The following is a 17,532-nucleotide window of genomic DNA, read 5'->3' on the forward strand; positions in this document are numbered from 1 at the left end:
ACATATCGAAAGCGACTTGGTAGATACCGGGTATCTACCAGTCAATCGCGTTCGTATTTACATTTTTCGGGGGGTATTCGCGCGCGCAGCCTGGGATGGGGCGTAAGGATGGAAGCGGCGCGATTCGCAGTGCCGCTATCGGGCGGAAACCTGGCCGTTCTGCAACTCGCGGCATGATGAAAACGGTGATCGGCCCTCTCGAACGGAAAACCGGTCTTTGCCATGGGCATTCCCCCTTGTTCCAGGCGTTGCGCGCCTTTGATTTATTCCAAGGAGTATGCCTTCGCTGGGACTTGCGGGTAATATCTGGTTAAATAGCCCTGAGAATATTCGTCGCACTCTTCACGCATTTGCGCGCAGCCGCTGGAGCGACCGCTGAGCGGAAGAACAGGAACCTGTCCGGTCTACCGTCCTTTGCTGTTCAAGGCCTCGCACCGGGCGAAAACGCGAGTGAACTCCGCCATGTTCTCCGTGCTCCACGCCTCGGCGACCTATCGGAGACGGCCGCGGTAGCCGCCTTCCTGGGCATCTTCGGGCCGCAGCTTCACGACGGGCGGCGAAGTCGTCGTCGATGGAGGTTTGGCGCAGATCTGAGGCGCCTGAGCACGAGGGCTTCGCGGAGCCGGCCCGAAGCCCTCAATGCGCTGCGGCGCCCGCGACGTCACTCCCCACGTTCGACATCGGGAGCCGAACGGGTGGCAAACGGGACCGGACAGGCAAGACCCGGCATCTCACCCTCGACGAGGGATCGTCAGTTGGATCGTGCGAGCGCCGAGATCATGATCAGACCAAGCAGGGCGAAGGCTGCACCGGCCAGGCAAAGCGCCGGCAGCCCCAACTCGATCGCGATGATCGCACTGCCGATCGCCGCACCCAGCGCGTTGCCGAGATTGAAGGCTGCGATATTCATCGTCGACGCCAGATTGGGAGCGTCGGCGGCGGCTCTCATCACCCGAAGCTGAAGCGGCGACGTGCTTGCAAAGGTTGCGGCACCCCAGACGACTATCGCCGCGGTCGCAATCGCCAGCGAGGTCATGGAGATGGCGAGGACGGACAATGCAGCGGCGATGACCAGGAAGGTGATGATCAGCGTGCGGTCGGTGGATTGATCCGCGAACCTTCCGCCAAGCCAGTTCCCCAGTGTCAGGCTGATGCCGAACAGGACGAGGACGAGGCTGACATCACGCGGCGTGGCGCCGGCCCGGTTCAGAACCGGAGTGATGTAGGTGAAGACGGTGAAGAGCGTGATGGAAAACACGATCGTCATCGCCAACGCAATCAGGACACTCAACCTGCGGAATACCAGGATTTCGTCCAGGATGCGCGGTACGGCCTCGGGGCCGAGCTTCGCCGGCAGGGCGAGCCGCAGGGAAACGATGGTGGCGAGGCCGATCACTGCCATGCCCCAGAAAGACAATCGCCATCCCACGGTGGCATCGAGCCAGACTGCCAGCGGTACGCCGCCGATATTGGCGACGGCGAGCCCGGTGAACATTGCAGCAACGGCAGCGGCTTGCCTGTCCTTGGGTACCAAACTCGCCGCGACCACCGCGCCAACCCCGAAGAAAGGCGCGTGGTTGAGCGCAGTCAGGATGCGCGCGAGCAAGAGCTCATCATAGCCGTGAGACAGGGCCGCAAGCCCATTCCCGATCGTGAAGACCGTCATCGACAGTATCAGCATGGTCCGTGGGGACAGGCGTCCGCCAAAGAACAAGACCAACGGCGCTCCGATGACGACGCCCAAGGCATAGGCGCTAATCAAGAGACCGGCGGTTGACAGGCTGACGTTGAGATCGCCCGCCATGGAGGGCAGCATTCCCATCGGCGCGAACTCGGTCACGCCGATCCCGAATGCGCCAAGCGCGAGGGCCAGAAGAGATGCTCGAGCGTTCATGCGATGCAGAGGGACGAAGAGAGTGAAGGCGGGCGACTGGATTTCATAGGACTGTATTGGCTCAGGAAGCAATGGTCGATCGCCGTGCGACCAAACACGGAAAATCAATCGCCAGGAATCCGCGACGGAGAGAGCGACGCCGGTCCGTCGCTACCTTGCGCCAGGTCATGCCGACTGCTCCTGCCTCATCTGGTTTCCCCCTTGCGATGGCGGGCGCTGCGATGACGTAACAACCCGCATGTCTGCGTATGGTGTAGCGCGTGAGGGGGCGGCTGGAAACGTGTGGCGTTCCCAACCTTGCAAGGTTCGTGCGCTCAAGGGTTTAACGCGCGAGCCCTCCCATGAAGCCGTGGAACACGAGCAAGGCGACTGCATTGCGCAGGAAAACGAGGGCATTCACACATCTCGATGACCCCGCGAACGCGTCACGATCGTCCTGCGAGCGGTGTGGAGAAGATCCTCGTACCGGCCCACCTATGTGGAAATTGCGCCGACCGCCTCCCGGGCCGCTTGGACGACCGCATCGGTGGTGATGTCGAACTTCCTGTAGACGTCGTCGATTTTCCCGGATTCGCCGAAGCTGTGCATGCCGACGAAACGGCCATCGAAACCGAGATAGCGCTCCCAGCCAAGTTCCACCGCGGCTTCCACTGCGACGCGTGCCGAGCCCTCCCCCAGCACCGCCTTCTTGTAGACCGCGTCCTGCTGCTCGAAGAGAAGACGGCAGGGCATGGAGACGACTGCGGTGGGCACACCTTCCTTCTGCAGGATCTCGCGAGCCTGCACCGCGAGCTGCAGTTCCGAGCCGGTGGCCATCAAGGTCAGCTTGCGAGCGCCATCCTCGGCTTCCTGGAGAACGTAGGCGCCTCGGGCGGACTTGTTCTCCGTGCCGGCGTCGCTGCGCAGGAGCGGCATGGGCTGGCGCGAAAGGGCAATGAGGGCGGCCTGGCGCGGCTGATCCAGAATAAGCTCCCAACACTCGGCGGTCTCCACCGGATCGCCCGGACGATAGACGCCGAGCTGGGGGATGGCACGCAGGGCCGCAAGATGTTCGACAGGCTGGTGTGTCGGACCGTCCTCGCCCAGTCCGATGGAGTCGTGGGTCATCACGAAGATGGTACGCACCCGCATCAGGGCTGCAAGGCGGATCGAGGGGCGGCAATAGTCGGAGAAGCACATGAAGGTGCCGCCATAGGGGATGAGGCCGCCATGCAGGGCGATACCGTTCATCGCTGCCGCCATGCCGTGCTCGCGCACGCCGTAGTGGACATAGGAGCCGGCATAGGCGCCCGGCTTCACCTCAACCTGGCTCTTTGTCCTGGTGTTGTTCGAGGGCGTAAGGTCGGCGGAGCCGCCGAGCAGTTCTGGAACGGCAACCGTCAGATGCTCGAGAACCGCGCCGCTCGCCTGGCGCGTCGCCATGGCCTTGCCGGAGGTGACGAATTCCTGCTTGGCGGCGTTGATCGCTGTCTTCCAGTCGGCTGGCAGATCCCCATTGACGCGTCGCTCGAATTCGGAGCGGGCCGGCTCCGGCGCGGCCTTCACGCGCTCGGCCCATGCCGTCCGCGCCTTGGCGCCCTGGGCGCCGATCTCGCGCCAGGCCTGGAGGAGATGGTCAGGGATGACGAAAGGCGGGGAATCCCAGCCCAGGATCTTGCGTGCGCCGGCGATTTCCTCCTCTCCAGGGGCGTCGCTATGGGCCTTCTGCGTGCCGGCGCGGGTGGGGAATCCGAAGCCGATGATGGTCTTGCAGGCGATCATCGAGGGCTTGTCCGCCACGGCCTGCGCGGCTTTGATGGCATTGCGGATCGCATCGGTGTCGTGTCCGTCGATCTCCTGCACATGCCAGCCCGAGGCCTTGAATCGCTCCATTTCGTTATCGGAGACAGCGAGGTTTGTGGCGCCGTCGATGGTGATCGAGTTGTTGTCCCAGAAGGCGATCAGCTTGCCGAGCTTGAGGTGGCCGGCGAGCGAGATCGCCTCCTGGCTGATGCCTTCCATCAGGCAGCCGTCGCCAAGGAACACATAGGTGAAGTGGCTGACGAGGTCGTCGCCGAAGCTGGCGTTGAGGATGCGCTCGCCGAGCGCCATGCCGACCGAGTTCGCGATGCCCTGGCCGAGCGGGCCGGTGGTGGTTTCGATGCCTGCAGCATGGCCGTATTCGGGGTGACCGGCCGTCTTGCTGCCGACCTGCCGGAAGTGCTCCAGCTGGTCGATCGTCATGTCCTTTTCGCCGGTCAGGTAGAGGAGGCTGTAGAGCAGCATCGAGCCATGGCCGTTCGACAGCACGAAGCGGTCGCGATCGGGCCAGTGCGGATCGGCCGCATCGAACTTCATGAAATCCTTGAAGAGGACGACAGCGATGTCCGCCATGCCCATTGGTGCGCCCGGATGGCCGCTCTTTGCCTTCTGAACCGCGTCCATGGAGAGAAAACGGATGCAGTCCGCCATGTCGCGCAGGTGCTGGTCGCGGGGGGGCGGAAATGACTTGGCAGCCGTCGAAGTCTCGGGACTGTCAGTCGAAGATACGCTGCTCATAAGAAATTACCTCTTCGATCAATGATAACAGTATAGCCATATCAGAGGGCGCGCTGCCGGCCTCTGTTGGCCCGTATTGAGGCGTAGATGATTGCTGGAGGCGGTCTTCCCAAACGTCCTCGCGTCATAAAGGAGGCAGGCCGGAGTGCTTCTAACCGTAGCATTGCAAAGCGACCATTTTGTTATTTCAGCAGATGCCCAGCAAAGCGAGGCAGGCGATTTCGTGAGGGATCCTCACCGTTCCAGAGCTATTGTCCGAGATAGCAAAAGATGGGCGGCAAGTGTGTCCGACATCAAGCACCCGAAAAAGGAAAAAGGCCAGCGGCCAGAAGCACTATGTGAATTTGTGAGAGCTACGAGGCCCGGGCAAGGCAGATTCGAAGCTGAGATCTGGACGACCGCCGGCCGGGGGCGGTCTCGCCTCCGTCGCGCTGCTATCCAGAGTTGTATATGGCTGGCTTGACAACGCGGTAGAACCGGTCAGACTGCGGCCATGGTCAAGGTGTGCGCCCTGCTTTTGCGGATTCATCCCATCGCGGAAATGTAGCCCCTGAGCTCGGCTGTATGCGCCGCGAGCTCCAGGGGCCTTGAAGGCTGCAGATTTCGCGGCACCATCCTTTTTGGCGCATCCACATAGACATCGGCAGAGAGTATGCGGCGCGGTTATTCGCCCGGCGTCTATCTGCGCGTCAGGAGAATCCGAGAACATGACTGCAACAGGACAAAGCGGCGCCAAGCCAGCTATCATCGTCGGCGACATCGACTACAGGCGTCTGAGCGATCTCGCCGCCAGCACACATAGCCGTTTCCCGGAGGTCGCAGAGGAATTGCAGGCGGAGATGGATCGGGCTCAGATCGTCCCCTCCATGTCGGTGCCGCCGGATGTGGTTCAGATGGGGTCGACGGTCGAATTCAGATCTGACAGTGCGCAGCAAAGACGGGTGACGCTGGTGTTCCCGGGCGAAGCGGATATCGCCCACAACAGGATATCGATCCTGACACCCATTGGTGCAGCCCTCATTGGTCTTTCGACCGGCCAGTCGATTGCATGGACAGCGCGCGACGGTCGTAGGTACGAACTGAACGTCCTAAGCGTCGAACAGCCGGGCCTGGCAACCGGCGGCGAACCCTAGGCGCACGCGACAAAGCGTATCTCCAAGCCTGACTTGAGAGATGAACGCGCCTCCGTATCAATACGGAGGCGCCGCCGCAGGACGATCGATGCTCGCTGTGGGGCGGAGCGAAGTCATGCTCGCGCTTGTCGCCGATCGTGCAAAGAAGGCAGGGGAACGAATGTGATTGCGAATCCTTGGCGTTGCCCGAAATTCGGCGATCGAGTCCGAAGCCTTCATGGCATGCGGGCGTCGATTGCATCCAGCGGGTAGGCCGCATCCGGGGAGTTCATGGACCCAAGCCATTATGTAAAGCTGGTGGTGGATTTCGTGCAGGTACACCAAGCATGGGCCGCACCAATCGTATTTACCCTGGCCTTTCTCGAGTCACTCGCAATCGTATCCCTGCTCGTCCCAGCTTGGGGAGCCTTGGTGGGGATTGGAGCCATTAGCAGCGTGAGTGGTATCCCCTTGTTTCCGATCTGGATGGCAGGCGCGCTTGGCGCTGCATTGGGGGATTGGGTCTCCTATTGGATCGGCTACAGGTTCGAGAATTCCATAGCCAAGGTCTGGCCCCTCTCACGATACCCGGATGTCCTGCAGCAGGGTCATGCCTTTGTCGAGAGATGGGGCGTGTTGGGTATCTTCATCGGCCGTTTCTTCGGTCCACTTCGGGCGGTCGTTCCTCTCATAGCAGGCATCCTTGAAATGCCTCCTCTGGCGTTCCAGGTCGCTAATTTTGCTTCAGCATTCGTGTGGGTATGGACACTGCTCTCGCTCGGAGATCTCGGGGGACATCTCGTCTCCTGGCTGGCCGGACATCCCGCTTGAGATCTCGCGGGCGGCGACTTTTCCCGTACCCGGCAAGGAAGGACATGGAGCCCATGCGATTTGACTTGGCGACATAGCCGAACTCTGACCATCGGGGCCATGTCGAGCGGCGCGCTATGCCGCCACACCGCCGGTCGAAGATTGCGAGTATGCACTCCCGAAGGCCGCCAGCGTTAACCCTCTATTAAGAGCGACGTTGATCTGGGCCTGTGCAAGCCACAATGTTTTCCGGCTGGGCGGCACAAAAGACTCATAGTGATGTGGCGCCGATCGAGCCTGCTCTGCCTGATGGCGACTTTGTGCTTTGCACAAGTGGTGAATGCCAGGTCCTTGGCAGGAGATCATCACGCCGATCAGCCGATTCCGCCCGCAACTTACGCAATCACGGGCGGCCCGACGCATGTGCCCCATGGGTGGATCGACTTCTGCGGACGCAGGCCCGAAGAGTGCAACGTCTCCGCGCTGCCGGCGGTCGATATCGAGCTCTCCCTGTCCACATGGCAAATGCTCGACCGCATCAACCGGCAGGTCAACGCCGAAATCATTCCGATCAGCAACTTCGACCATTGGGGCACTGTGATCGACCATTGGGACTACCCGGTCGACGGGATGGGAGATTGCAAGATCTACGCACTTTACAAACGAAAGCTGCTTCTGAAGGCGGGGTTCCCTCGTCAGGCCCTTCTCATGACGATCGTTCGGGATCTGAACGGCGAGGGCCATGCGATCCTCACGGTGAAGACCAATCGAGGCGATTTCGTCCTTGATAATCTCGTTGGCAATATCCGTTCGTGGGACGCCACGGGATACCAATTCTACTCCCGCCAATCACAGGAAAACCCGAACATCTGGCTTTCCATCGAGCGGGATGTTGCAGGCTCTCCCGCTGCATCGGGACAACAGGCGGTGAACCAGGATCGCTGAAGTCAGGCGGCACGGAGGTCGAAGCCATCGCCCGCAAAATGTGGATCCAACGGGGGGCGCACCTTCGCCGAAAGCCTGATGATCGAGCGCATATTCAAAGCGGGTCGGATCGGCGACCAAACAGACAGCATACTCGATCGGCTCGAAACCGCTGGCCGGAATCGTGTTCGTTTCCCTTCATACGGGCAATTGGGAGCTCGCCATCAAACCGACAGCGGTCAGAGGCATCAAAGCCGCTGTCAGGCGCCATTCCGTTATCGCCATCCTATACAGGAAATGTAGACGGCAGTCGGCAAGGTAGGAAGACAGGCGTCTAAGTTAGCCAGGTCTACGGGCTCCGTCGGATTCTTCGTCGTTGATCAATGATAGGTAGCGATCGACGGCCTTGTGAAACTTCGCTTGCCATATTTGCTGGGCTTCTTCCCGGTTTCCGTCTCGGATAGCCTCAAAAAGCTTGACGACATACTTCTCCGCGTCGCCCTTACGGTCTGTATAAACAACCGAGAGCAGGTTGTTGAACCTTCTCACGTCGCCTGTAAGCTCGGTGAAGTAGCGCATTGTTCTTTGAAGGCCTGTAGCATCGATGATCGTCTGCTGGAACTCGAAATCGTTCATCACCGTCTGGGACTGATCTTCTATGGCTGCGAACTTGGTCGAGTTCTGCGCCAATTTCTCCAGTTTCTTCAACGCGCTCGGCGGTATCCTGCCTGGTTCGGAGAGTAGGTGGTCGAGAGCGATACGACCCAGCGCCATCCTGATGTTGTAGACGTCAATGACGCTGTTTGGATCGACTGCGCTGACCGTCGCACCCTTGTTGCGCTGGATTTCAACAAATCCTTCGCGCGCCAGCAATCGCAGCGCCTCGCGCACAGGATGACGCGAGACGTTGAGCATGTCTGTCAATTGCTGTTCGATCAGGCGATCGCCTGGCTTGAAGTGGCCGGCTATGATCGCGCGCCTGATCTGCTCCGCAGCGAACTGCGTGCTTTCCATTTGAGTCATGGGAGCCAGAATGGCGCCGGTTTCATTTGCCTGCCGCATCGGAATCCTCATAGGCGACCGCAAGATATCGGCTGCATGGGCATTGGAGATGTAGACTATATACGAATCCTGGAATCCGATGAGAAGCCGGTTACCAAGATTCGTTACGGAAAACTTTGGAAAACGGCTTTTACGGAAGATATGTCAGCTCAAACTCCGCTCATATAGTTACGCTGTAGGGCCCAGTCGGCTTCGCTGAAACGGTCCCGCGCGAAGTTGAATTGATGCCAGTAGGGATAAATGGCCGGAATGGCGCTGACGTCGTCCAGACGCTTCAGTTCTTCCGATGAAAGCTCCACATCGACGGCTGCGATGTTGTCCCGGAAGTGGGTGTCGGTGACGCCGCCGACCACGAGCGAGGTCACCGCCGGACGCGTCAATGACCATGCCAGGGCAATTTGAGCCGGCGTCACGCCACGTCCTTCCGCGATGGAGACGAGCTCTTCCACGATGCGCCAGAGCCGCTCCGCGTCGCGGATCGGCGGTTCCGTCCAGCCTTTGGCCTGACGCGATCCGGGAGGCGTCGGTTGGGCGCGGCGATGCGCGCCGGTGAGCAAGCCGCCGGCGAGCGGGCTCCAGATCAGCACGCCGAGACCCTGATCCACTGCGATTGGCAGCAGCTCGTACTCGGCCTCGCGTGCTTCCAGGGTGTAGTGGATCTGCTGGGTGACGAATCGCTGGTAGCCCTTGCGGTCGCTGACCCCGAGCGACTTCATGATCTGCCAGCCGGTATAGTTGGAACAACCGATATAACGAACCTTGCCCTGGTTCACGAGCGTATCAAGTGCATGCAGCATTTCTTCGAGGGGGGTGAGGCCATCCCACTCGTGCATGTAATAAATATCGATGACGTCGGTTTTCAGCCGCTTGAGGCTCCTCTCGCATTCTCGGATGAGGTGGTAGCGGGATACGCCTTCATCGTTTGGGCCGTTGCCGATGCGCATGCGGGCCTTCGACGAAATGAGAATATCCTGTCGGCGGTTGCCCAGCGCTTCAGCGAGGATTTCTTCGGAGCGACCTGTTGAGTACATGTTCGAGGTATCGAAGACGTTGATGCCGGCGTCGAGGCAAAGTCCGACAAGTTTTCTCGCCTCTTCGACGCTGTGATTGCCCGCAGCGGAGAACATGCCTTCGCCGCCGAAAGTGAAGGTCCCCATGCTTAACACGGAGACTTTCAGGCCAGTTCCTCCCAAGGTCCTATACTTCATAATTAATCTCCTCTCGAGCCGCCGAGCCTCAAACCTATCTGGCACCGACCGCGCGCGTATTCAGATACACGGCATAAAGGCTGCTACTTGCCGTAATGAAGAGGCGGTTGAATTTCGGCCCGCCGAAACAAATGTTCGCCACTGGTTCGGGAATCAGGATCTTTCCGAGCAATTCACCCGTTGGTGAACAGCAATGGACGCCGTCGCCGGCGGAGACCCAGACATTCCCGTGGATGTCGAGCCTGATGCCGTCGGGAATGCCGGGATCGACTTCGGCCAGCACCCCCTGCGAAGTCAGCTTGCCACGTCCCCCCACGGCAAACTTGCGGATGTGGTGCGGCTTGTCCGCGCCATGCGAGCGACCGCTGTCGGCAATGTAGAGCGTTCTTTCGTCCGCCGAGAATGCGAGGCCGTTTGGCATGTCGAAATCGTCCGCCACCACGGTGAGATCACCGCTCAGTGGATCGAGGCGATAGACGTTACGGGTTTCCGTTTCGCTCTCCCCCTTGTGCCCCTCATAGTCGGTAAGGATGCCGTAGAGCGGGTCCGTGAACCAGACGGCACCATCGGACGACACCACGACATCATTTGGCGAGTTCAGGCGCCTGCCGCGGTAGTTGTCGGCCAGAACGGTGATGCCGCCATCGTACTCGGTGCGGGTAATGCGCCGGGCGCCATGTTCGCAGGAGACGAGCCGGCCTTCACGATCACGAGTATTTCCGTTGGAGAAATTGGAGGGGTAGCGGAACAGATCAACATGGCCGCTCTGCTCCTCCCACCTGAGCATCCGGTTGTTGGGAATGTCGCTGAAGATGAGAAAACGTCCGTCCGCGAAATAGACTGGGCCCTCCGCCCAAAGCGTGCCGCTGAAAAGGCGTTCAAGCTTGCATACAGGGATGATGAACGTACTGAAGCGTGGATCATAGGCTTCGAAATAGGCTCCTTCCACGATGAACTCCTCCCGTCCGGAGAGGCGGCAGCCCTGAGCCGGCCTCGTACGCCTTGTGCTCAGATCTTCTGTACGGCCAGCACGCGTTTTTTCGCTGAGACGAAGGCGGCCAGGCATCTATCCCGCCAGCCGCGTTTGTCGACGAGTTTCGCAGCCGGTGTCGTCTCCCGAAGCGAGGCTTCGATCTTGGCAACCAGCTGCGGGGTCCAGGGACGAGGATCGGCCTGCTCCCTAGCAAGCCTCTCATACATCGGACCGAGGTTCCGGCAGTATTCCGCAACGCCCTGACTTGCATTGAGGTCGATCGTCTCGAAAGGCCCCATGAAGAACCAGCGCAGGCCGAGCCCATCCTTGATTGCCTTGTCAACGGCATCGACGTCGCAGATGCCGTCCTCGACGAGACGAAATGCTTCCGCAAGGACCGCACTCTGCAGGCGGTTGACAAGAAAGCCATTGATCTCGCGCGTCAGCGCGACAGGGGACTGTCCGACATCCTCCATGATCGCGACCGCGCGCTCAACCGCGGACGCATCTGTCCAGGCCGCCGGAATGATCTCCACCAGCGGGATCAAATGCGGAGGGTTGATCGGATGAACGACCAAGCACCGCGCCGCGTTGCGTAGCCCCTCCGTGAACGAGGATGCCGGCAGGCCGGATGTGGAACTGCCGATCACCGCCGAAGACGAGACGATCTCGTCGAGCGTACGATAAAAGGCGCGCTTGATCTCGACGCGCTCCGGCAGGCTTTCCTGAATATACTCGACACCTTCAACTGCGGTGGCGAGATCTGTCGTCGTCGCAAGCCGCGACATGACGGTGTCGATGCCATCCAGTCCGGACAGGCCCTCTTTCTCCAAATCCAGCAGGGCGTTGCGGACGAATGTCGTTGTGGCTGCAAGCGCGGCCTCGGAGATATCGAAGACTCGGACTTCATAGCCCGCACGTGCGAACACCAAAGCCCAGGACGAGCCGACGACGCCAGTGCCTAGAACCGCTATTGTCGCCATTGGCGTATTTCCATCCCGAGAAAGCTTTGAAAGGCGCATGGGCGCTTGGTGCGCCCATGCGGGTGCTCAAGCTGTGCCCAATGAAATCGAGACGTTCCTGACGGACATGGCGCCGGCGCCGCGATAGGCGGTCAGCTCGATCTCGAAAAGATACTCCGGACCGCCGAGCGGGCCGCAGCTGACCGAGCTTGCCGGGTCGATACCGCGGAAAACTTCGCCCATGTAGTCCATCACTTCGGGAACGTCTTCCTGGCGGACGATAAAGATCCTGCGGCGAACCACGTCGGCGAGCGTGCAGCCGACAGCGGCCAGAGAGGCCTCGACATTCCTCATCGCGTTCCTCGCCTGCTCCAGCGTGGTTTCCGGCATGACGCGCGTGGCGAAGTTGCGGCCGGAGGTCAGCGAGGTGAAGACCCAGTTGTCGATAGTGACGATGCGCGAGTAGCCTTCCTTGTGCTCGAGGACGCTGCCCGACTTTAGTTTCGTGATTTCCATTTCCATATTCCAGTCTTTCGGCGACCGTTCAGATGTAGATGCCCCCGTCGATCGAGACGGTCTGGCCAGTGATCATGTTTCCGGAGAAGCCGAGGAAGATCATCAGTTCGGCAACATCGGTGGTGCTGCAGACCTTTTTCAGCGGCGTTGCCGCGATAGTTGCGGCTTGTTTCTCAGGCGTCCACTCGATCGCCCATGAACTCTCGACCACGCCAGGAGCGACGGCGTTCACGCGCACATCGGGAGCGAGCGCATGCGCGAGATTCTTCGTCAGGTTGATCACGCCGGCCTTCGAGGCGCTGTATGCCATGGTGCTCGCCACGGCACCGAAGCCCGCGATTGACGCGGTGTTCACGATGGCGCCCTTCGATGCTTTGAGAGCTGGAGCAGCCGCCTTGGCGCAGCGGAAAACGCCCATCAGATTGACATTGAGCAGGTTTTCCCAGAGCTCTTCGGTGAGTTGGTCGAGATCGGCGATCGGGACCGGCGTCGAGCGGCCCGGCGTTCCCGCATTGTTGATCAGCACGTCCAGATGTCCGAGATCCTCGACGGCCTTCGAGACCATGCGAGCGGCATCGTCAGGGTTGCCGACATCACCCGGAGCGCCGATGACGTCGAGGCCTTTTGTCTTTAGTTCCGCCAGCGCTGCCTCGCCGCGGGTGTCGGACGGCAAGTAGTTGATCGCGACCTTCGCGCCGCCTTCGGCCATAAGGCGGGAGACCGCAAGACCGATGCCGGAGCCGCCTCCGGTCACGAGCGCGGTCTTTCCCGCCAGATTGTACGAGATCATCTTGAAACCCTTGATGTGCGTTGGTGTCTGGTTGCCTCAGGCAACCGAATTGCGAACGATTTCCAGGGGCTTGCGCTTTTCGCGGCGCAGAAACTTCTGGGTTTGTTCCTTCTGCGGATCGTCTATGACTTCAGCAGCCGTGCCGATCTCGCAGACCTCGCCCTGGTGCAGGAACGCGACGCGGTCGGCCGACTCGCGGGCGAAGTTGATGTCGTGCGTGACAACAACCATCGTCATGCCCTCGCGCTTCAAGAGGCGCATGGTCTCCAGGACCTCGCCGACAAGCTCGGGATCGAGCGCTGAGGTCACCTCGTCGAACAGCATATAGCTCGGCTCCATGGCCAGGGCGCGGGCAATCGCCAGACGCTGCTGCTGACCGCCGGACATCTGCGACGGCAAATTGTTCGCCTTGTTGCCGAGGCCGACATGATCGAGGTGCTTTTGTGCAAGCTCGCGGGCTTCCGCGCGTCCGCGCTTCGCGACAACGCGAGGTGCTAGAGCGACGTTTTCCAGAGCGGTGAGGTGTGGGAAGGCATTGTACTGCTGGAAGACAATGCCGAGCTTGCGACGCAGCGTGTTGATGTTTGTCTTCGGAGCATGAACGCTGACGCCGTCAACGATGATCTCGCCGCCCTGAATCGGCTCCAGACCGTTGATGCACTGGAGGAGCGTGGATTTTCCGGATCCACTGGCGCCGATCAGGCAGAGCAGTTCGCCCTTGTTCACCTTCAGGTCGATGCCCTTGAGCACGTCGAGCTGCGCAAAGGTCTTTCGTACGTTCTTGATCTCAATCATACGACGATCTTTCTCTCGAGACGACGGCTGTACTGGGAAACCGGATAGCAAATGAGGAAATAGAGGAGGCCTGCGCCGAGAAGGAGCAGCCAGGTTTCATGAGTTCGGTTGATGAGGATCTGCGTCGACCGCATGTATTCGATGTAACCCACGATACCGGCGAACGCACTGTCCTTGATCAGGCTCAGGACAAGCCCGATCCAGGGCGTCAGCGACGTCCGGAATGCCAGCGGCAGAGAGATGTAGACGAGTTCCTGCAGTCCGTTCATGCCGAGCGAGCGGGCGCTCTTGCGATATTGAACGGGCACTGAGAGAAGGCCCGCGCGCACGACCTCCGCGGTAACCGCAGCCATCCAGGCGCTGAGCGCGACCGTGCCGAACCAGAATGGCGATGAGCCGAAGCCCAGGATCGACATGAAGCTGTTGGCGAGGATCAGTTGGATCAGCATCGGCACGCTGCGCAGGACGTCGATGATCGGCGCGGTCAGGATGCGGACCACCAGTGAGATGGTGCGCAGCCAACCCAAGACGATTCCAAGAAGCGTGCCGATGACCGTGGCAGCTGCTGCCAGCTTGACCGTGTTGAGCAGTCCCTGAGCCAGGAAATAGGCATCCGACCACTGCAGGCCCTGATTGGCGAAAGAGAACTGCACGTTTAGCTCCTGTACATGAGCCGGAAGGCTAATTGGGCCGAAAACTGGAGGCCCTTGGCGATGAGGTAGTAGATCCCCGCCGTGACCAGAAAGAATTCGAATGTACGAAAAGATGACGATTGAGCGGACTGGGTGACGCCGGAAAGTTCCTGCAAACCGACCAGCATGCCCATGGAGGTGTTGAGCATTCCCCAAATGCCCTGTGTGACGTAGGCGAGGAAAATGACCTTGAACATCTGGGGGAAAATTACATGGATGAAGCTCTGCAGGTTCGTCATGCCAAGTGAGCGCGATGCGGAAAGCTGCTGTCTTGGGATCGCCTTCAGTCCGCCTCTGAAAATCTCAGTCATGTAGCCGGCGTTGTTGAACGACACGGCGATGAGAACGGCAGCATAGCTCGGGATGTTGATGTGGAAGGCACCAAGTCCGAAATAGAAAAGATAAAGCTGGAACACCGAGGGAGTGTTTCGCGACAGCTCCACCCATGTGGTCGAGAAGCGATACGCCCACCCCTTGCCGTTTTCTCTCGCGACAGCCATTGGCATTGCGATCAACGTGCCGATAACGAAGGCGAGTATGGTGATTTGGATGGTCACCCATGCTCCCTGCATCAGCAGGGGGAACGCGTCCCAAACGATGGACCAGTAGAACTGATAGCCGTTCATTGAATGATCCCAAGCCAGTGTCGGCAGGTCTCCCTGCCGACACAAGAGCGATGGTTAGAAGTTGATGCCTTCAGCCGTAAGCGGCGGCAACGGACCATTGCCGTAGTACTTGTGGTACACTTCGGCCCAGCGGCCATTTGCGACCTGCGTGAAAACAAAGACGCGGGCCCAGTTCAGGAACTGCTGGTCGTCACGTTTGACCGCGATCGAACCAAAGTCCGGAAGCGGTGCCAGACCGGCCATGACGAATTCCGGGAACTGACCGCTCGCCGACAACTGGTTGAAGACGGCAACGTTGATGACGGTGGCGTCGATCTTGCCCTGCTGCAGAGCCATAAACTGTTCTGCATCGCTCGCATATCCGGTGTAGGTCGCGCCGGAGTCTTTCCAGCCTTTCGCGATCTCTCCCTGGAAGAGCTTTTCGACGGTATTGCCCACAACGGCGCCCACCTTCTTCGAGGCGAGGTCGGAGTACTTGGTGATGCCGGTGTCCTTGCGCGTCACGACTGCCATGACATTATTGGTATAGGGCTGAGTGAAGGCAACCGTCATCGCGCGGGCCGGGGTCGGCGTCGTGGAGGCGATCAGGACATCGATGCGGTTCGAGACGAGGGCCGGGATACGGTCCGGCGAAGGTGTCTCGATGATCTCTGGCTCGGCGCCAAGGGCGGCCGCCATGTCCTTGCAGTAGGTGACGTCATAGCCGTCCGGCTCGTTGTTGGAGTCACGGAAGCCAGCGGGTGGGCTGTCCAGCATCACGCCGCAGCGCAGCTTCTTGGTCTGGATAATGGTGTCCAGCGCCGACTGGGCGCTGGCGCTTCCGGCGGAGGCAATCGCCAGGACCGTGGTCGCCAGCAGCGCCTTTACTAGATGTTTCATACGTGTTCCCCTCATGTTGCGAGTGTTCAAACCGACCGGTGAGCCGGATCTATGTCCGTTAGCTCGCCTTCTTCACTGGCTCGCTCTCGAGTCCTATGTTGGAGAGCGGGCCAAGTTCCTTTTCGATCAGTGGCACGACTTCCTTCTTGAAGCGCAGGATGGACTTGTGGGCGCGCTCGAGAGGCATGCAGCCGAACGAAAAATTGCAGGTGTAGTTGCTCGGGTTTAGTCGCTTGATATCGGCGATCATCTTCTCGGCAACTGTGTGCGGGTCGCCGACGACCGTCTTGTCGGCGTACTCGTCCAGCGTGTACTCGCCTTCGTAGGCTTCGTTTTTGATATAGCTCCTCTCATCAAGCGGGAGCTCGGCCTGCCGAAGGTGGTGTGCCATGCGGCCGACATAGCGAGTGCGTTCGGCCACCTCCAGCGCCTCCGCCCGGCTATCCGTGATGCTCACATATTGCATGATGGCCAGAGGCTTGCTGGATGGCTGCTCCCCGATCGAGGTCCAGGCGTTGTTCAAGCCGTCGACCATCTTGTAGAGGACCGGTGAGCCGAGCGTGCTGGCGGCCAGGAACGGCGTCGCATCCCATTTCTTGAAGCGATCAAGCAGTCTTGGATGGGAAGAAGTCACAAATATAGGCGGTAGCGGCTTTTGCTGCGTGCTGATCGCGAAATTCGTCTTCGGCAGGGAAACATACTTGCCGTCATATTCGACCTCGCCGTTGACGAGCGCGCGTTCGATCACATCCCAATATTCGAGGAAGACGTCGACACGATCATCCAGAATGACTTTGTAGCGATCGAATTCGTATTGCTGGTAGCCGGTGCCCATGCCGATGACGAGACGGCCTTCGGTCTGGGTGTCGGCGACGGCGATTTCTTGCGCCACGCGAAGCGGGTTGTATAGCGGTAGTACGATGACGCCTGGTCCGAGCTTGATCGTCTTCGTCCATCCCGCCGCATACGAGCACATCATCAGAGGCGATGGCGAACTGGAGTAGTTCGCGAAGTGGTGCTCGGCGAACCAGGCGATGTCAAAGCCTAGCTCCTCGGCGGTTTCCACCATCTTGCGGGTATCGCGCATTACACCTCGTGAGCCGTCCGGATGGTCCCGGAGGGTCATGAGGTTGAACAGGCCGAGTTGCATCGAATTCTCCTAAATCGTGGTCGGTAGCTGGCGGATGCCGCAGCACTTGCTAACCAGCTTTCTGAAGAGCCAGCGGCGCGGTCAGCGCGTACGAGCCGTTCTGATAGATGAGGGGCGAGATATCGGGAGCGAAGGACGCCTCGGAGACCCGCCCGATGATGATGTCGTGTGTGGCGTAGGCGATCGCCTGATCGAGTTCGCAAAACAGCGATGCCTGCGCATTCGGCAGATACGGAATGCCGTCGATCTCCGCCCAGCCTCCGACGTCGAAGCGTTCCTTGGGCGGCAGGCCGCCGCTGAAGGAGTTCGAAACGTCGGCTTGGGAAGCGCGCAGGACGTTGACGCAGTACCGACCCTCATCCTTCAGCGGAGCGTTGATCGAGGCGTTCTTGTTGACGCAGGCGAGGATCGAAATGGGCGAGAAGCTGAGCGGAGTGACCGAGGTGACGGTAATGCCATAGCGCGCTCCGCCGCTCTGGCAGGAAATCACGCAGACCGTCGACGCGAGCCGGCGCATGGACTGCCGGAAATGCTCTGTCCTCTGATCCTGGGTAAGCATCGTCTGTTCCCTTGTTGCGGTTACGATTGACGATTATCTACA

The 17,532-nt window shown here is 60.0% G+C and carries 17 protein-coding genes; 3 read left to right on the forward strand and 14 right to left on the reverse strand.

Going from position 1 to position 17,532, the window contains the following annotated elements; translation table 11 throughout:
• Positions 1-751 precede the first annotated feature (751 nt).
• A complete protein-coding gene (locus AC6H34_RS32320) occupies positions 752-1,894 on the reverse strand; it encodes an MFS transporter (protein WP_497541764.1) in 1,143 nt (380 codons plus the stop codon).
• A 474-nt stretch (positions 1,895-2,368) separates the two neighbouring features.
• The gene (tkt, locus tag AC6H34_RS32325; RefSeq protein WP_497541766.1) at positions 2,369-4,432 is read right to left on the reverse strand and encodes a transketolase; all 2,064 of its coding nucleotides are present in this window, start codon (positions 4,430-4,432) and stop codon (positions 2,369-2,371) included.
• A 707-nt stretch (positions 4,433-5,139) separates the two neighbouring features.
• Between tkt and rnk the strand changes: the two genes are divergently transcribed.
• From rnk to AC6H34_RS32340, 3 genes are all read left to right on the forward strand, one after another.
• A complete protein-coding gene (gene rnk / locus AC6H34_RS32330) occupies positions 5,140-5,565 on the forward strand; it encodes a nucleoside diphosphate kinase regulator (RefSeq protein ID WP_497541767.1) in 426 nt (141 codons plus the stop codon).
• Between the two features lie 270 nt (positions 5,566-5,835).
• Positions 5,836-6,375, forward strand: a complete 540-nt coding sequence (locus AC6H34_RS32335) for a DedA family protein (protein ID WP_497541768.1) — start codon at positions 5,836-5,838, stop codon at positions 6,373-6,375.
• Positions 6,376-6,633: 258 nt separating this feature from the next.
• Positions 6,634-7,299 carry a transglutaminase-like cysteine peptidase gene (locus tag AC6H34_RS32340; protein ID WP_497541769.1) on the forward strand — a complete coding sequence of 222 codons (666 nt, stop codon included), beginning with the start codon at positions 6,634-6,636 and terminating at the stop codon, positions 7,297-7,299.
• A 318-nt stretch (positions 7,300-7,617) separates the two neighbouring features.
• On the opposite strand, the gene AC6H34_RS32345 is transcribed toward AC6H34_RS32340, so the two are convergent.
• The 12 genes from AC6H34_RS32345 to AC6H34_RS32400 all read right to left on the reverse strand — a co-directional run bounded on the left by AC6H34_RS32345 (position 7,618) and on the right by AC6H34_RS32400 (position 17,490).
• Entirely contained in the window at positions 7,618-8,340 is a 723-nt protein-coding gene (locus AC6H34_RS32345; protein WP_497541770.1) for a GntR family transcriptional regulator, read from the reverse strand.
• A 149-nt stretch (positions 8,341-8,489) separates the two neighbouring features.
• Positions 8,490-9,548, reverse strand: coding sequence for an aldo/keto reductase (locus tag AC6H34_RS32350; protein ID WP_497541771.1), 1,059 nt, complete (start codon positions 9,546-9,548; stop codon positions 8,490-8,492).
• 34 nt (positions 9,549-9,582) lie between these two features.
• Entirely contained in the window at positions 9,583-10,500 is a 918-nt protein-coding gene (locus AC6H34_RS32355) for an SMP-30/gluconolactonase/LRE family protein (protein ID WP_497541889.1), read from the reverse strand.
• A 56-nt stretch (positions 10,501-10,556) separates the two neighbouring features.
• Positions 10,557-11,504, reverse strand: a complete 948-nt coding sequence (locus AC6H34_RS32360) for a 3-hydroxyacyl-CoA dehydrogenase (protein ID WP_497541772.1) — start codon at positions 11,502-11,504, stop codon at positions 10,557-10,559.
• A gap of 66 nt (positions 11,505-11,570) precedes the next feature.
• Complete coding sequence (locus tag AC6H34_RS32365) at positions 11,571-12,005, reverse strand: Rid family hydrolase (protein ID WP_497541773.1); 435 nt, start codon at positions 12,003-12,005, stop codon at positions 11,571-11,573.
• Positions 12,006-12,027: 22 nt separating this feature from the next.
• Positions 12,028-12,789, reverse strand: a complete 762-nt coding sequence (locus AC6H34_RS32370) for an SDR family NAD(P)-dependent oxidoreductase (protein ID WP_497541774.1) — start codon at positions 12,787-12,789, stop codon at positions 12,028-12,030.
• A gap of 36 nt (positions 12,790-12,825) precedes the next feature.
• Entirely contained in the window at positions 12,826-13,584 is a 759-nt protein-coding gene (locus AC6H34_RS32375) for an amino acid ABC transporter ATP-binding protein (RefSeq protein ID WP_497541775.1), read from the reverse strand.
• Positions 13,581-14,237, reverse strand: coding sequence for an amino acid ABC transporter permease (locus tag AC6H34_RS32380; RefSeq protein ID WP_497541776.1), 657 nt, complete (start codon positions 14,235-14,237; stop codon positions 13,581-13,583). The genes AC6H34_RS32375 and AC6H34_RS32380 overlap by 4 nt, the downstream gene beginning before the upstream one ends.
• 2 nt (positions 14,238-14,239) lie before the next feature.
• Complete coding sequence (locus AC6H34_RS32385) at positions 14,240-14,902, reverse strand: amino acid ABC transporter permease (RefSeq protein WP_497541777.1); 663 nt, start codon at positions 14,900-14,902, stop codon at positions 14,240-14,242.
• Positions 14,903-14,956: 54 nt separating this feature from the next.
• Positions 14,957-15,781 carry a transporter substrate-binding domain-containing protein gene (locus AC6H34_RS32390; RefSeq protein ID WP_497541778.1) on the reverse strand — a complete coding sequence of 275 codons (825 nt, stop codon included), beginning with the start codon at positions 15,779-15,781 and terminating at the stop codon, positions 14,957-14,959.
• A gap of 58 nt (positions 15,782-15,839) precedes the next feature.
• The gene (locus AC6H34_RS32395; RefSeq protein ID WP_497541779.1) at positions 15,840-16,931 is read right to left on the reverse strand and encodes an LLM class flavin-dependent oxidoreductase; all 1,092 of its coding nucleotides are present in this window, start codon (positions 16,929-16,931) and stop codon (positions 15,840-15,842) included.
• A 49-nt stretch (positions 16,932-16,980) separates the two neighbouring features.
• Positions 16,981-17,490 carry a flavin reductase family protein gene (locus tag AC6H34_RS32400; RefSeq protein ID WP_497541780.1) on the reverse strand — a complete coding sequence of 170 codons (510 nt, stop codon included), beginning with the start codon at positions 17,488-17,490 and terminating at the stop codon, positions 16,981-16,983.
• Positions 17,491-17,532: the final 42 nt, after the last annotated feature.

It is taken from the genome of Labrys sp. ALF-8 (assembly GCF_059699065.1).

Excerpts from the sequence above, each read along its gene's own strand:
- tkt (WP_497541766.1), bottom strand. The coding sequence starts at position 4,432 with ATGAGCAGCGTATCTTCGACTGACAGTCCCGAGACTTCGACGGCTGCC.
- AC6H34_RS32350 (WP_497541771.1), bottom strand. The coding sequence starts at position 9,548 with ATGAAGTATAGGACCTTGGGAGGAACTGGCCTGAAAGTCTCCGTGTTA.
- AC6H34_RS32370 (WP_497541774.1), bottom strand. The coding sequence starts at position 12,789 with ATGATCTCGTACAATCTGGCGGGAAAGACCGCGCTCGTGACCGGAGGC.
- AC6H34_RS32335 (WP_497541768.1), top strand. The coding sequence starts at position 5,836 with ATGGACCCAAGCCATTATGTAAAGCTGGTGGTGGATTTCGTGCAGGTA.
- AC6H34_RS32375 (WP_497541775.1), bottom strand. The coding sequence starts at position 13,584 with ATGATTGAGATCAAGAACGTACGAAAGACCTTTGCGCAGCTCGACGTG.
- AC6H34_RS32395 (WP_497541779.1), bottom strand. The coding sequence starts at position 16,931 with ATGCAACTCGGCCTGTTCAACCTCATGACCCTCCGGGACCATCCGGAC.
- AC6H34_RS32345 (WP_497541770.1), bottom strand. The coding sequence starts at position 8,340 with ATGCGGCAGGCAAATGAAACCGGCGCCATTCTGGCTCCCATGACTCAA.
- rnk (WP_497541767.1), top strand. The coding sequence starts at position 5,140 with ATGACTGCAACAGGACAAAGCGGCGCCAAGCCAGCTATCATCGTCGGC.
- AC6H34_RS32390 (WP_497541778.1), bottom strand. The coding sequence starts at position 15,781 with ATGAAACATCTAGTAAAGGCGCTGCTGGCGACCACGGTCCTGGCGATT.
- AC6H34_RS32385 (WP_497541777.1), bottom strand. The coding sequence starts at position 14,902 with ATGAACGGCTATCAGTTCTACTGGTCCATCGTTTGGGACGCGTTCCCC.
- AC6H34_RS32340 (WP_497541769.1), top strand. The coding sequence starts at position 6,634 with ATGTGGCGCCGATCGAGCCTGCTCTGCCTGATGGCGACTTTGTGCTTT.
- AC6H34_RS32400 (WP_497541780.1), bottom strand. The coding sequence starts at position 17,490 with ATGCTTACCCAGGATCAGAGGACAGAGCATTTCCGGCAGTCCATGCGC.
- AC6H34_RS32320 (WP_497541764.1), bottom strand. The coding sequence starts at position 1,894 with ATGAACGCTCGAGCATCTCTTCTGGCCCTCGCGCTTGGCGCATTCGGG.
- AC6H34_RS32360 (WP_497541772.1), bottom strand. The coding sequence starts at position 11,504 with ATGGCGACAATAGCGGTTCTAGGCACTGGCGTCGTCGGCTCGTCCTGG.
- AC6H34_RS32365 (WP_497541773.1), bottom strand. The coding sequence starts at position 12,005 with ATGGAAATGGAAATCACGAAACTAAAGTCGGGCAGCGTCCTCGAGCAC.